Annotated in this window: 11 protein-coding genes and 1 tRNA gene; 10 read left to right on the top strand and 2 right to left on the bottom strand. The window is 34.6% G+C overall.

The window, feature by feature from the left end; translation table 11 throughout:
- Positions 1 to 31 precede the first annotated feature (31 nt).
- The gene (locus LLA01S_RS02030) at positions 32 to 334 is read right to left on the bottom strand and encodes a hypothetical protein (RefSeq protein WP_228763971.1); all 303 of its coding nucleotides are present in this window, start codon (positions 332 to 334) and stop codon (positions 32 to 34) included.
- A 173-nt stretch (positions 335 to 507) separates the two neighbouring features.
- On the opposite strand from LLA01S_RS02030, the gene LLA01S_RS12840 reads away from it, so the two are divergent.
- The 10 genes from LLA01S_RS12840 to LLA01S_RS01985 all read left to right on the top strand — a co-directional run bounded on the left by LLA01S_RS12840 (position 508) and on the right by LLA01S_RS01985 (position 14,480).
- The gene (locus LLA01S_RS12840; RefSeq protein WP_250638074.1) at positions 508 to 705 is read left to right on the top strand and encodes a nitroreductase family protein; all 198 of its coding nucleotides are present in this window, start codon (positions 508 to 510) and stop codon (positions 703 to 705) included.
- Between the two features lie 86 nt (positions 706 to 791).
- Positions 792 to 1,136 (top strand): nitroreductase family protein, encoded by a 345-nt coding sequence (locus LLA01S_RS12835; protein ID WP_250638143.1) that lies wholly within the window; start codon positions 792 to 794, stop codon positions 1,134 to 1,136.
- A 42-nt stretch (positions 1,137 to 1,178) separates the two neighbouring features.
- A complete protein-coding gene (locus tag LLA01S_RS02020; protein ID WP_231097923.1) occupies positions 1,179 to 1,727 on the top strand; it encodes a TetR/AcrR family transcriptional regulator in 549 nt (182 codons plus the stop codon).
- A 454-nt stretch (positions 1,728 to 2,181) separates the two neighbouring features.
- Complete coding sequence (locus LLA01S_RS02010; protein ID WP_061777764.1) at positions 2,182 to 7,596, top strand: SpaA isopeptide-forming pilin-related protein; 5,415 nt, start codon at positions 2,182 to 2,184, stop codon at positions 7,594 to 7,596.
- A 1,078-nt stretch (positions 7,597 to 8,674) separates the two neighbouring features.
- The gene (locus tag LLA01S_RS12340) at positions 8,675 to 8,818 is read left to right on the top strand and encodes a hypothetical protein (RefSeq protein ID WP_011675203.1); all 144 of its coding nucleotides are present in this window, start codon (positions 8,675 to 8,677) and stop codon (positions 8,816 to 8,818) included.
- A 157-nt stretch (positions 8,819 to 8,975) separates the two neighbouring features.
- Positions 8,976 to 10,106, top strand: a complete 1,131-nt coding sequence (locus LLA01S_RS02005) for a WxLIP family cell surface protein (protein WP_011675204.1) — start codon at positions 8,976 to 8,978, stop codon at positions 10,104 to 10,106.
- Positions 10,107 to 10,120: 14 nt separating this feature from the next.
- Positions 10,121 to 10,441 carry an LPXTG cell wall anchor domain-containing protein gene (locus LLA01S_RS02000; RefSeq protein WP_061777763.1) on the top strand — a complete coding sequence of 107 codons (321 nt, stop codon included), beginning with the start codon at positions 10,121 to 10,123 and terminating at the stop codon, positions 10,439 to 10,441.
- A gap of 51 nt (positions 10,442 to 10,492) precedes the next feature.
- Positions 10,493 to 11,200, top strand: coding sequence for a WxL domain-containing protein (locus LLA01S_RS01995; protein WP_015081890.1), 708 nt, complete (start codon positions 10,493 to 10,495; stop codon positions 11,198 to 11,200).
- A 106-nt stretch (positions 11,201 to 11,306) separates the two neighbouring features.
- Complete coding sequence (locus LLA01S_RS01990; protein WP_061777762.1) at positions 11,307 to 14,054, top strand: autotransporter outer membrane beta-barrel domain-containing protein; 2,748 nt, start codon at positions 11,307 to 11,309, stop codon at positions 14,052 to 14,054.
- Positions 14,055 to 14,165: 111 nt separating this feature from the next.
- Entirely contained in the window at positions 14,166 to 14,480 is a 315-nt protein-coding gene (locus LLA01S_RS01985; RefSeq protein WP_011675210.1) for a helix-turn-helix domain-containing protein, read from the top strand.
- Positions 14,481 to 14,633: 153 nt separating this feature from the next.
- On the opposite strand, the gene LLA01S_RS01980 is transcribed toward LLA01S_RS01985, so the two are convergent.
- A tRNA-Thr gene (locus LLA01S_RS01980) sits at positions 14,634 to 14,706 on the bottom strand.
- Between the last annotated feature and the right edge of the window lie 62 nt (positions 14,707 to 14,768).

The raw sequence follows: 14,768 nt of genomic DNA, 5'->3' as shown, positions 1-14,768 counted from the left end.
TTACTGACCAAAAGCTGTCAGTAAATAATTATTATTCATCATTAAATCCAAACCAAGGGTCTTCCTCGCCTGTCAGATGTTCTTGACTAGGAGAAAGTGTCATTGGAATTTGCGCAGAAGCTGTAGAGGCTTGAGAATTTACTGACCAATCTGTCAGTAAATTTTTGTCCACAGAAGTTTTATCAGCGGCAAAAAAATGAGTTTCTAAATACTGAATATATTCATAAAACTCTGTCAGAAGTTCATGATAGGCCTTTAATTCACTCGACTTATCCATGTTTTTAAATTTCTCCTGAAATTCTCCCCAGCGTTCAGCGATATGTTTACTTTTCATAAAATCATCATAATTCATGTCAGCCCTCACTTCTATCTATTAATTATAACCTATTTTATGAAGTCTATTAGTAAAATTGTATTTCATTCTGTGGAGAGAAAGTTATTTTAATTGATATTTTACCTACCGAAAGGTAGAATGATAATTATCAAAATAAAAGAGGTAACATAACAATGGAATTTTCCACTACACTTAAAAAACGTATTTCAATTCGAGATTTTAAAAATGAACAAGTTTCAAAGGAAATATTAAGAAATATTGTATCAGATGCACAGCAAGCTCCCTCTTGGGCTAATTCACAGCCGTGGAGAGTTTATATTGCTACAGGGGAAACGATGAAAAATATCCAAAAATCCCATTTTAAAAATTAGAAAAAGCTTTAAAAGGGAGTGCCGACCTTCCTGTAAAAGATATCCAAGATTGGGGTAAACTTCCTTTTACAAATATGAGTACTTGGTTGGATAAAGTCAATTCAGATGCCACAATGAAAGATTTTTTGACCGCAAATGTAAACTTGTGGAATGCACCAGCAATGGCTTATCTCACAATTCCCAAAACAACGCCAGTTTGGTCAGTTTATGATACTGGAGCCTTCGCTCAAACTTTAATGCTGTCAGCAACGAATCGGGGAGTAGATTCAATGGTGGCTTATGAAAATATTAAATATCCTGATGAAATTAGAGAAAATCTAGATATAAAAGAAGAAGAGCTAATAATAGCACTTGGTTATCGCTCAGAAGATAAGATTAATACTTTTACCAATAATCGTTTGGCAACAGAAGAAATACTGACTATTAAATAAAGATAGAATTTGCTATACTTAAAGTTATCAATAAGTGAGTAGGTGGAAATCTTGATAAACACAAAAGAAAAAATTGTGAACTTAGGTTTAGAATTGATTCAAACGAGAGGGATAAATGGGTTTAGTTTTGCAGATATTGCCAAAGTTATTGATATCAAAAAGGCAAGTATTCATTATTATTTTCCAAGTAAAACCGATTTAATTGAAGCAGTCCTAGAAAAGTATTCAACGAACTTTTTTGAAGCTTTAGAGCAAAGCACAGCATCCACTCTTAAAGCAAAATTAGAATATTATACTTCTTTATATAGAATGAATTTGATAGAGGGAAGAATCTGTCTATGCTCAGATTTAGCAATGGATACTTATAATCTGAATGATAGTATCAATAACAAAGTCGGTGACTTTTTTCAGAAAAATATCTCGTGGCTAGAAAAACAATTTACCGAATATAAGAGTTCTCAAAAAGCCAGCGAATTTTTTGCAGGGATTCAAGGAGCTCAGCTTATTTCTCGAAATCAAAAAAGAATAGATTATTTTGATGAGGTAATTACAAAGAGCATCGATGACCTCCTCTTATCAGTTGAAAAATGATGAAAGTCTGATACTATCAGGCTTTTTTTGTTTTAAAATAGACCTTAACTAAGCAAAGATAAGTTGATATATGGCTGAATGATTAATAGATAAAGCCTATTATATAAATTGTTTCATCTGTCGTTTAAAACATACGATATATTACATTTTGCAATATTGGAAAACTGATTTAAATCTCAAATCAGTTTTTTTATTTAATTTTTTAAAGGCCATATTAATCCAATAATGCTCAAAAAATACCGTAATATCGGGATTTTCAGCCTTTTTGCGAGTGTTCTTTTCAGAAAAAAATATAAAAAATGCGTAACATTTAAATACATAATGTACGAAATCCATTACACATTTGTAGTATATTGTGTTATAATGTCCTAGTATCAGGGTGGCACAATTGGACGCTAGAAAAAAGACTTTCTATGGTGTGAATTCTGATTAAAAACTCAACAAGGAGGACATTATGGAAAGTAGAAAAAAAGTCGCTTCTATAATTCTAGGACTAGTATTGCTTTTGCAATATATTGTTACACCAGTAGGAGTGATTGCGGAAGCATTGACTGATGGCAGCGTAAATACTGCTATTAGTTTAAGCCAACTTAAAATAGACGAATCAGAAACAAAAACTGATCTAACGTCATTTAACTTAACACTTAAAGTTGAAAAACCAATTGAACAAAATGAGACAGTAATTATCGATTTGAACAGTTCTATTAATACACCTAGTGAAGATAATAAAACAAAATCAACAACAGATTTTACTGCTAATGAAAACAAATTAACGGTAGTTGTAGCTGCGAATAGCAACAATGAATTGAACATTAACTTTTCTGTACTAAAAGAAAAATTAAAAGACCTCAATCAGTTAACAGCAACGCTTAATAATCAAAAGGTAAGTGTTGATCTTCCAACAACTGATTCAACGACGGACTCAACAGAAAATTCAACGAGTACTTCAGAATCTAAAAGTACAAGTAATTCAGAGCTTTCAACAAACTCTTCTGAGAGCAAGAGTCAGTCAACTTCTGAAAGCAAAAAAGAACAAACAAAACAAGAAACAACAACTCAAGCTGACTCCGGTCGAAATATTCATGATCTTCTAGATGCTGCGGGTGTTTCTCCGGCTTCTATCATCAATGGTGCAACGGTTGTTTATGTTGATAAAGACGGAAATCCGTATCCTGACCAGAATAATGTCCCTATTGACGCCGCTGTTAAAATTGATTACACATGGAGTATCCCAGAAGATATTATGCCCTTAAAGGCTGGAGATTACTTTGACTTCAAGTTACCAGATGGAGTGACAATTGAAGAAGCTATGGGAAATATGGGGGATTACGGAACTTATACTATTGATGCTGATGGTACAGTTCACTTTGTATTTAATGAAAAGGTCGAAACAAAACATGATATTCATGGGACTTTCCATTATGATGCCCACTTTGATAAAGAAACAGTTCCTGGGGAAGTTGTAATTGATACACCAACTGAGGAAAATTTCCCTCCTTCTGAGGTTCACGTTCGCCCAGACTATAATCAAGGGATAGACAAATCAGGACACTTTGACAAGACCCCAAATCCTAGTGAAGTAATTTGGGAAATTAATATTAATCGTCCATTAAATACGATGGAGAATGCAACTCTTACTGACCCAATGCCAGCTGGAACTACTTATAAGTCAGTAGTCATTTATCCAGAAACAGTTGGGCCAAATGGAGAAATCCTATCAGTAGATAAAGCTCATCCTTTAGTTGAAGGAACCGATTATACGGTAGATGCAAATGGAAAAATTACATTCATCGGTAAGTATGCGAAGACTGATCAAGCCTTTAATGTTGTTTATACAACATCTATTGATGACGATACTATTCCAGAAAAAGGCGGAAATGTAAACTTTACAAATACTGCTACATTAAATGATGGGAAAACAGATACTGATGCAAGTGCCTCAGTTGATGCTGAATATAAAGGACCGATTACAAAAAATGGCCCTTACTCAACTGGTGATGATCAAGTTTACAATTGGAATGTTGAGTATAATTATAATGAGCAAAAGCATAAAGCTGGCTCATATATTGAAGATACAATGAGCGATGCTATTGAACTCGTGGACGGCAGTGTTAAGCTCTATAAAATTACTTTTGATAAAAATGGAAATGAAATAAAAGGGGCTGAATTAAAAGAGGGCGAAGATTATAAGCTCGTTCCAGACCCCAATGACCCGCAAAAATTTAAAATTGTATTTCTTAAAGATATCGATTATGCAGTAAAAGCAGAATATCAAACAAAGGTTAAAGATATTGTAGATGAAAATGTGCCAATTGAGAACTCAGTAGAGACAGATACTGGGGACAAAGATGGGTCAACAGGAAATGCAACTCAAGAAGGATTAGTAAAAAATGTTGATGGTGATATTGACTACAGCAAAGATGAAATTCCTTGGAAAATAGATATCAATAGTGCAGGCTATTTGATGGAAAATTGGTCGCTAGAAGACACAATGTCTCAAGGCCTTACATTTATAGAAGATAGTTTCCAAATTATTGATAAAAATGAGGGAAATCGTGTTCTATTACCGACAGAATATACACTAGTAAAAACTGCAACAGGATTCCAAGTTTCCTTTAATTCTCCTTTAAAAGAAGGAACTGACCATAAATATCAGATTAAATACAAGACAAAATTTGATACTAGTGCGATTGATAATGGAAGTGGTCATGAAGGAGACATCAAATTTAAAAATGATGCTTCTATGACTTGGAATGATCAAAAAGGTGGAGATCATACAAATACTGATCATAAAGATGTTGAACCTCTTCCACCATTCCAATACAATGGACAAAAATCTGGTGACTATAATGCAACGACTAAAAAGATTACATGGACAGTTGCTACTAATTTTGATCAACAAGAATTAAATGATGCTTCAATAGTAGACCCAATTTCAGCGGATCAAAAATATGTTTCTGGAAGTGCTAAAGTTTATGAAGCCACGATTAATAGTGATGGGACTTATACTTTAGGTGCTGATGTTACTTCAACATCAGGAATTAAAGTGACCGAAGGTAAAAATGATATTAAGGTTAACCTTCCTGACAAGAGTACCAAAGCTTATGTGTTAATCTTTGAAACCAGTTTGGCTGGTGAACTCATCAACCAAAAAGAATATAAAAATACAGCTACATTTACTAATAATGACATTTCTCATGATTTAACTGCCAGCGTCACGGCGGCTCATGAGGGTGAATTTGTTTCAAAATCTGGTGAACAATCAAGTTCAGATTCTGATTATGTGGATTGGACTCTTACCGTCAATGCTTCACAATCAACTTTGAAAGACGTTGAAGTTGTTGATAATCCTTCTTCAAATCAATATGTTGTTCCAGAAGATGTCGTTGTTTACGGAACGACAATTGATAAATCAGGAAATATAACCGAAGATAAAAACACTGTGCTCAAACAAGGAGTTGACTATACTGTTGATATTACTACAGATAACATCACCGGAGCGCAAGTAATTACGGTTGATTTCTTAGCTGAAATTAACACAGCCTACATGGTGGAATATCGGGCATTAATTACTACTGATAAAACTAATGATACCGTAAGTAATCAAGCTCATATCAGTGGAGACAACGAAACAACGATTGAGAAAGATGTTGAAGTAGATGTGCCTGTAATCAATCATGACGGGACAGCAGAGGGTTCAGAAGGGTCAGTTACTTTTGAAAAAGTTGGTCCTGATAAAGAAAAACTAGCAAATGCGCATCTCCAACTTTGGTCAATTAATGATGAAGGTAAAAAAGATAAATTAATCCGTGAAGGAGATACCGACCAAAATGGTGATTTGAAACTGGGACACTTACGTGTCGGTGATTATCTTCTTATTGAAACAAAAGCTCCAGCAGGATACACACTTGATGAAGAATTGGTTAAAGGTAAAAAAGTAACTGTCGCTGAAGATGGTGAAACAGCTAACTTTCCTATCCAAGAAGTCGAGAACGAACCAACAAAAGTAGTACTTAAAAAAGTAGGAATGACCATTGAAAATGGAGAAGAAGTAAAAAATCCACTTCAAGGAGCAGAATTTAAACTCTTAGATGACTCAGGTCAAACTGTTGCGGGTTATGGACAACTTACTTCTGATAGTTCAGGAAATGTTACCATTGAAAAATTAGTATCTGGCAAGTACTTACTTGTAGAAACGAAAGCTCCAGCAGGTTATATCTTAGACCCAACTCCAATTGAATTTGAACTCAAAGCAAATGAAGAGGGAATAATTTCAGATGTTAACTTGGAAAAAGTGAATTATCAAGGCTCAGCTGAATTAATCAAACATGACAGTAAAGGTCAACCATTATCAGGTGCAATCTTCAAGGTAGTTGATAAATCAGGCAAGACAATTCAAACGAATTTAACATCTGATAAAGATGGTAAAGTAATAGTTGACGGCTTAGCGCCAGGTGACTACTCATTTATCGAAGTTCAAGCTCCAACAGGTTATGTATTAAATACAGACCCAGTTCACTTCACGGTTGCTGATCAAGCAGAAGGCCAACCGCAAATTGTGATGGCTTCTGACAACTTTATTAACTATCAAGGCTCAGCTGAATTAATCAAACATGATAGTAAAGGTCAACCATTATCAGGTGCAATCTTCAAGGTTGTTGATAAATCAGGCAAAACAATTCAAACGAATTTAACATCCGATAAAGACGGTAAAGTAATTGCTAACGGCCTAGCGCCAGGTGACTACTCATTCATCGAAGTTCAAGCTCCAACAGGTTATGTATTAAACACAGACCCTGTTCACTTCACAATTTCTGCTGAATCAGAAGAAAAACCACAGCTTGTCATGGCTTCTGATAACTTTGTTAACTACCAAGGATCCGCCGAATTAATCAAGCACGATAGCAAGGGTCAACCTCTATCGGGCGCAATCTTCAAAGTTGTCAATGAATCTGGAAAAGTGATTAAAGAAGGACTGACATCCGATAAAGTTGGTAAAGTAGCAATTGATGGTTTGGCGCCAGGTGACTACTCATTCATCGAAACGCAAGCCCCAACTGGCTATATCTTGAATACTGAAAAGGTTGATTTCACTATTTCTGACAAAGAAGAAGGTCAACCAAAAGTAGTGACTGCCTCTGATAACTTTGTTAACTACCAAGGATCCGCCGAATTAATCAAACATGACAGTGAAGGCCAACCTTTATCAGGTGCAGTCTTCAAAGTTGTCAATGAATCTGGAGAAATGATAAAAGAAGGCTTGACCTCTGATAAAGATGGTAAAGTCAAGATTGATGATTTAGTACCGGCAAATTACTCATTCATTGAGACTCAGGCTCCCGCAGGTTATATTCTAAACACAGCGAAAGCTGACTTTACGATCTCAGATGAAGAAAAGAATAAACCAAAAGTGGTCATGGCTTCAGATAATTTTATTAACTATCAAGGATCCGCCGAATTAGTCAAGGTGAGCGAATCTGGAGAAAAACTTTCAGGTGCAGTCTTTAAAGTTGTTGATACAAGTAAAAATGAAGTTGTTTTAAAAGGACTAAAATCTAACTCAGATGGAATAATCAAGGCAAATAATTTAAAACCAGGTAAGTATGCTTTTGTAGAAGAAAAAGCTCCTACTGGTTATCAATTAAGCCAAGAGACTAAAACATTTGAAATTGTTAATGAATCAGAAAATAAACCAGAAATGGTTAAAGTTGGCAAATTTGTTAATAGAAAACTTATAATACCTCGCCAAAAATCAGAATTACCAAAAACGGGAGAACAAGAAAATAGATTCCTCCCTATTAGTGGGCTGGCGATATTTATTTTTGGAATTTATGTAACTTTTAAACGACAAAAACTGAAAAACAAATAAGAAAAGAAGACAAATAAAAGCATGATTTATACTCATGCTTTTATTTTTTTTTTTAGAAAAAATCGAATAATGATTAGAAAATTTTATAAATCAAATTCATGGCCAATACTTTCTCAGTTATGAGCAAAAAAATGCCAACGAAGAGACTAAAAATATAAATTAATAGAAGATAAAAAAGCTTTCTAAGCACTAAAAGTAACAAATTAAAAACAAAAGTCATTTTTTAGAAATGAGTAATTGCGGTTTTTAATTTTTATAAGAAATAAAAGGCTCGGTGCAAACTGGCAAGAATCAAAGATATCAAAGAATATTTAGATTACCATAGAATAGTAATACATAATTTGAAATGAGCACGCTAACAAACAGGCGGTTAAAGTGAAAAAGAGCACAATCTATTTTTTAACCTTAACGTTATCAAAAAAATATAAAACAAAAGATTGTAAAACAAAACATCACCAATATGAAGCTTGGTGATGTTTTGTTTTACAAATAAGTTGAATTTTATAACAACGTATATCCGAAAAATTAGTGTTTTTCGGATATATGAGTGAAATTTTCTGAGCAAAATATTACAAAAATATAATTATAGTAATATTATAACACAACTCTCTTTAAAATCAAATTTAGCAGACTGGAAATTTACTCTGAAATTACATTTCAACTAATAAAATTAATATTATCAAACAAAATACATTTGTTTTTCACTTTTTCCTGTTCTAACGGTGCCTAGATGTTTCTGTATTGTTGGTTTTAGTTATCTTTTTGAAAACAAGAAACTACGTTCGCTTATTCCGATCAACTGAGAAAATGTAAATTTAGCGAGGTAATTTTTTTATTACTAATTGCTTTCTAAAAAATAGTTAAATTATTTTTAAGAGTTTATAATTTTATCCCTTAAATTTGACTACTAGAAGGTCAAAAACTTAGATGAAGAAGTACAAAATTCTTCTATTTTTTTAGTTATGTACACTAAAAACATATATCCGAAAAACACTAATTTTTCGGATACTAGCGGTAAAAAAATGAGAAAACGATGCTTTGTTAAGCTCATTAAAAGTATGGGATGGCGGAGTTAACTATGAAAAAAAGAATCATTTTATATTTTGAAGATATGATTAAATTTGGAAATTTAGGAGGTGCTTTTAAGAAAAAAAAAGATTTTAAAGCAAAAGAAAATGTAACTAAGAGCCAAAGAAAGTTTAAAAAATTAAGTAATCAGTAAGAGACATTTTCCAATTAAGAAAATTTTTCTGATAGGTGAAAATTTTTCTTTGGTTTAGAAGACAACAAAATCCTAGATTTAGTGAATGATTCTTTTCAATCTATCACTTCGGAACAAAAGGAGCAACTAAATAAAATTTGTCAAGAATGGAAACAAAATGATTGAAAAAAAGAACTCAGTATATAATATTTTAGGGAAAATAGGCCTCGTCTTAGTACTTGTCTTTAGCTTATGCTACTGTAGTAAAAATATATATGCTTCATCCTCTAATTTTAATGTAAATCCAGTAACACCAGAGAATCAAATTGACAAGAGTTTAGGTTATTTTAACTTATTGATGAATCCAGAAGCAGAACAAAATCTGACATTTAATCTGAATAATACGACTTCAAAGTCTATAACAGTAGATATGTCCTTCTCACGTTCGACTACGAATGATAATGGCCTTGCTATTTATGATTCAGCTGGAAAAACCAAGGATAGTTCTCTTCAATATAATATTGAAGATTATGTTGAAATTCCTAAAAAAGAAATAACAATTTCCGCTCATTCACAGGTGACTGTGACTGCGAAAATTAAAATGCCTCAAGGAGCAAACAGTGGAGTCTTGGCTGGAGGATTTGCTTTCAAAGAAAAGAAATCGAAAAATCAAGAAAGTACATCAAAAGGTGTATCGATAACAAATGAATATCGTTATGTGATTGCACTTGTTATCCAACAAGATACTCAGAAAGTTTCTCCTCAACTTAAAATGAACGATGCCAAAGCTACACAAGTAAATTCTAGAAATGTATTTACAGCAAATTTACAAAACATGTCACCAACCTACCTTCAAGATATGAATGCGAAGGCGACAGTAAAAAACGTAAATAATCCAGAAATAAAATATAGCTTTGAAAATTCTGATATGAAAATGGCTCCAAATTCTAACTTTAACTTTGCGATTCCAGTATCTATTCAAGGAAATATGAAAGATCAAACTTCTAAAGCCTTGGAACCTGGAAAGTATCATCTAACAATGACAGTTTATGGTGTGAAAAATACGAACGGAACTTACGAAAGTACAGTTGATGGTAAAGCTGTAAAGTATGAGTATAAATGGGAATTTGAAAAAGAGTTTGAAATTGCAGAAGAAAAAGCCCAAAAACTTAATCAGAGTGACCCAACGGTTCATTATAAAGAACCAATCAATTGGCTGATGATCATTGGAATTGCGCTTATCCTTATAATTCTGTTATTAATCTTCCTCATCTTTAGCCGCAAACGAAACAAAGATAGTCACCAATAAAGGAAAAGAAAACTTTGAATAAAGTAATAAAAACTTTTTTGATCTCTATGGGATTCTTGATAGTGATTGCCTATCCCTTTTCTGTCTTTGCTCAAGAAAGAGCGGCAAACATGACTCAGGCAACAGTTGGCTTTACTGGTAGCTTCCCTTCCAAAGAGAAGCCAGATATCAATTCCCCAAAAAATCCACAAATCGATTCTAAGAATAAAGAGCTCCCTAAAACAGGGGCGAAAAGTTCATTAGCCATAGAGTGGATAGGAGTGGGATTGATTAACCTTATTATTGGATTGATTTATATTAAAAGAAATAAATCAGTCCGATACAATTTAACATGATAATTAAAATAATTTAATTATATATTTCAAAAAATCATAGGAGAAATTAATATGAAAAAAGCACTTTCGCTTTCTGCAGCAACACTTGCCCTTCTCGTAGTAGGAGCCACAGCAATTTCAACAGCATCAGCTGATTCAGTTAAGGCTGAACAATGGACTTCAACAGGAACAATTGGGTTCACAGCAAATACAACAACACCACCTGATGTTACAAACCCAGAAGTTCCAGGAGAACCTGGACCTGGAGGTACTGCGGGGGCTCTTGCAATTGACTATGCATCTGATTTGGATTTTGGTACGCATGAAATTTCAGCCTCACAAGCTACTTACTATGCAAGTGCAGACTCAAAAGCATTTTCTAAACCGGTTGGAGCATTTGTACAAATGCACGATCTTCGTGGTTTGGGTACTGGGAATGGAACTACATTAACAGTAACTCAATTGGCTCAATTTACAAATGGTTCAAAAGGTCTTACAGGCGCAGCCTTGAGCTTTTCTTCTGGAGCTGGAGTGAATGCTGATGCTTCAGGTTCATATGTTCCAAAAAGTACTGCTAGTTACACATTGACTCCTGGGACTGCTCAAGAAGTAATGTCAACAGATGGAACAGTTGGACAATATTTGACAAGCTATGGTAAAGCTGCAGATTATCAAGGTAACGAAGCAGGAGGTCCAATCTCTCTCAGCGTTCCTTCAGGATCAGCCGTGGCAGGTAACTACACAGCAACTCTCCAATGGGATTTGACAACTGCGCCTTAATTAGGAATAAAAAAGTTGTCTCTTCTTATATGAAGAAACAACTTTTTTATAATTTTAAAGGTACAGTATAATTTTAACGGTACAGTTAACGAAAGTGAAAACAACAATGGGAAAAATAAAAAACTTACTTAAAAAATCTACAAAAATTGGCGCAAGTGCTTTGCTTTTGGTAAGTACCTTGTTGCCAAGTTTAGCCCTTCAAGGTCAGTTGATAGTATCAGCAACCAATGCATCCACAACTTTAGCCCCTGGCGGGGCCGTTGATACAGGGAATCACACTTGGGGCTTAAAAGATTTTCAGACAGCTAACAATTATACTCCAGTCGGAAAGAATACCAGTGGTGCGGGTTGGAGTTCTTCGTCAACTTATGACTTCGGAACCAATCAAGCAAATACAGGTTCTTGGCTTCCTTTTAATGGCGCTGTTGACATGACTCAGTCAATCAGAATTGTTGGGACAACCCTTGCTAACTCAAAAGGCCTTTTTGGTTCTGGGAAAATTCTGGGAGATGCAAATGGTATTTTACTTACTAACCTGTCTTCATCTCAGCTCTCGGGAGGAGCAACTGGTGGGAACTTAGGAGTAGGTAATCTAGGTTCGGGCACTTACTTTATAGGAAATAATTATTCTTATAAAAAGACATCAATTATTGTCGGAAGTGACTACAATACTGCAACGGTAATTGCTCAAGGTAATGGTCCGGGAGCAAAAATACTTAGTGCCAGCTCTGATTATACAGCAAATAATAATTCTACAAATCTTTTTATCATGGAATGGAGTAATCCTGTCTTAAATTCAGATGGAACAGTAACTGGAACAATTAGTTATCTATCTAGAAATGGGGGGACTAACTACGTTAGCTCAGCGGATATTACAGTTCAAAAGAGCATGTCAATTGGTTTTATGGCCGCAACTGGTGGGAACTACTCACAGATGTCTGTGACAGTTAATGAAGTTACGGCAGGAAAAGGAGTTCAGCCAGTCAATGTTAACTATCTCAATAGTTTAACTGGGAGCCAATTAGCACCAAAAGGTACCGCTTGGAAGAACTCTACTATCACGGCAAACGTAGGTGATAAAATTGGAGTTGTAGCTCAAGGAAATACAGTACAGACGTCAGATAACTACGATTATTTTGTACCAGTAGCACCAACGGGATATAACTTTAAATCATTCACTCCGGCGGTTACTGTACAGAATTTCCCAGTGGGAACAGCAAATCCTAATCAGATTAATGTTTCTTACACACCTCTAGCACAAAGTGCAGGCTTTACATTTAATTATGATCCGGCGGCTCAAAGAACTCCGACAGTACCGCCTTTATATTCAGTCTCTGGGGTTACTGATCAGACTATCGTGGCTGCTTCTCCTAATTTTCAAAAGAATTTAGCGGCTCAAGTACCTGCTGGATACTATATTTCTAAAATCACTAATTCAGCTGGTGGAAGCTCAACAGGGAGTACAACAGATTCAACGATTAAATCATTTTTAGCAGGCAATCCAACTTTTGATGCAACAGTTTCAAAAAATCAGTATCAAATCATGTTATCAGCTGTTAACCAAACGGGAACAGTAAATTTTGCTTATAAGTCAAATGTTCCAGCAGGAGCTCCAACGTTACCAAATGATATTCAATTATCTGGATTAACTGGTTCTGATTTGAATTTTGTAATGCCAAACATTTCTGCTGGTTATGTGGTCTCAAGCGTTGTAGGTCCAAATAATGTAACTTACTCTTCGATTGCGGAAGCTTTGCAAGCTAACAATCACTTTGTTCCTGGATCAAATAATTTTAAAGTAACGATCTCGGCTGTAACACAAAATGGGACGATAAGTTATAATTGGGCTTCAAATGTTCCGGGACAAAATGGAGTTGTAGGCAAACTTCAAGCTACTTTACCTGCGACTACTGCAATTTCTGGTCTTGTTGGAGAAACAATCAAATTAAGTCCAGATATTCCGACTGGCTATGGAATTGACAAAGTCGTTGCTCCTGACGGTAAAACCTATACGGATAGTACTACTCCGGGAATGACTGCTCTTCAAGCAGCACAAGCGGCTAATCCTAAATTTATTGTTGGTCCAAATAACTTTGTTATAACTTTGAAAGCATTAGAACAAGATGTTACATTGAAAGTTAATGTTGATCAAAATTCAGGTTCTGGTGCTCCAACAGCACCTCAACCTTACACAATAGCTACATTGTTGACGGGTGCTCCTATTGATGGACCATCGATTGATAAAGCACAAAAGTGGCTAAATGATTGGATAACTAATAATGCTGCTGGATGGTCAGTTAAAGACTTTTTGGACCCTAATCTCGTAAGTTATGTTAACTCAGGATTATCAAGTGCTGTCACAGGAGCTGGGGGAGTAGCATTTTCCAAAAATAATGTTTATCAAGTAAATCTGATATACAGTGGAAGTATTGGCTTTAGTTCAGTACCATCACAAATTGATTTTGGGAAAAATCCTGTAGTGCCTGTTGATAAATCTTACCAAGGAATGTTAGATAATTCTGTTGTAGTTTCAGATACCAGAGCGCCAAATCTAGCAACATCTTGGACTGTCAGTGTTTCTCAAAGTTCTCCAATTCAAGAAGTTATAAATAATGGTGTGGATACTCCGGTGTCAGGAGGCATATCGTTTATGAATTATCTTTCATACGATGGGAAAGTGCTCACTAATAATCCACAAGTCGTCCATTCTAAATCTGCAGGGGAAGTAGGAGATACCGTAGTAATTGATAAGGCTTCGCCGAGTCTCTTTGCCTTAAAAGTTCCTTCAAGTTTTCAGAAAGTAAATTCTGAGTTTAAAGGGACTTTATCATGGACTTTGACAAGCGCTCCATAGAAAATAGAACAATGATGAAAATATTTTGGGCTGGCATTTATGATGAAGTAAACATTCAAGGGATACTAGGGAAAGAGTACACAAGTAACAGTGTATTGATGGATAAGAAAAATGGAAAATATATTTTATCTACGTTTGAAAGCTTTGACTCATGAATCTGGTAAGTCATTTAATCAAATTGAGAGAGAATTAGGCTATACTAGAAATGCTCTTGCAAATTATAAAAATGGTGGAGTGCCTTCTGGAATAAGATTGATGGAGTTAGCAAACTATTTTAAAGTTCTGCCCGATTATTTGATTGGAAAAGTTCCTTTTGAAAATGTGGAAAGCATTGAAAACACATTTGTTTCTCTTACAAATAAGCAAAAAATTGAAATGTATCTTCTTTGTCAAAAATGGATATTATCAAGAATAAAAGAAGATTGATTGTTTATTGAGCTTAGGACAAATAAAAAACTACTGAACTAATAATTCAGTAGTTTTTTATTTTATAGATTAAGAGATAATTTTAGGAAAAAGTGGAATGGGATAATGTTTTAAAAGAAAAATCCTTATCGATAGACAAGGATTTTGAATTAGTGCCGACTATAGGAATCGAACCTACGACCCCTTCGTTACGAGTGAAGTGCTCTACCGACTGAGCTAAGTCGGCACAAAATAAAAGTGGTTCTCCACTTTTATTATAATACAACTTTTTAATTGCTTTTTCAAGAA

The sequence above is a fragment of the Lactococcus cremoris subsp. cremoris NBRC 100676 genome (genome assembly GCF_001591705.1).
Taxonomy (GTDB): domain Bacteria; phylum Bacillota; class Bacilli; order Lactobacillales; family Streptococcaceae; genus Lactococcus; species Lactococcus cremoris.
This window is presented reverse-complemented; position numbering and strand designations above follow the sequence as displayed.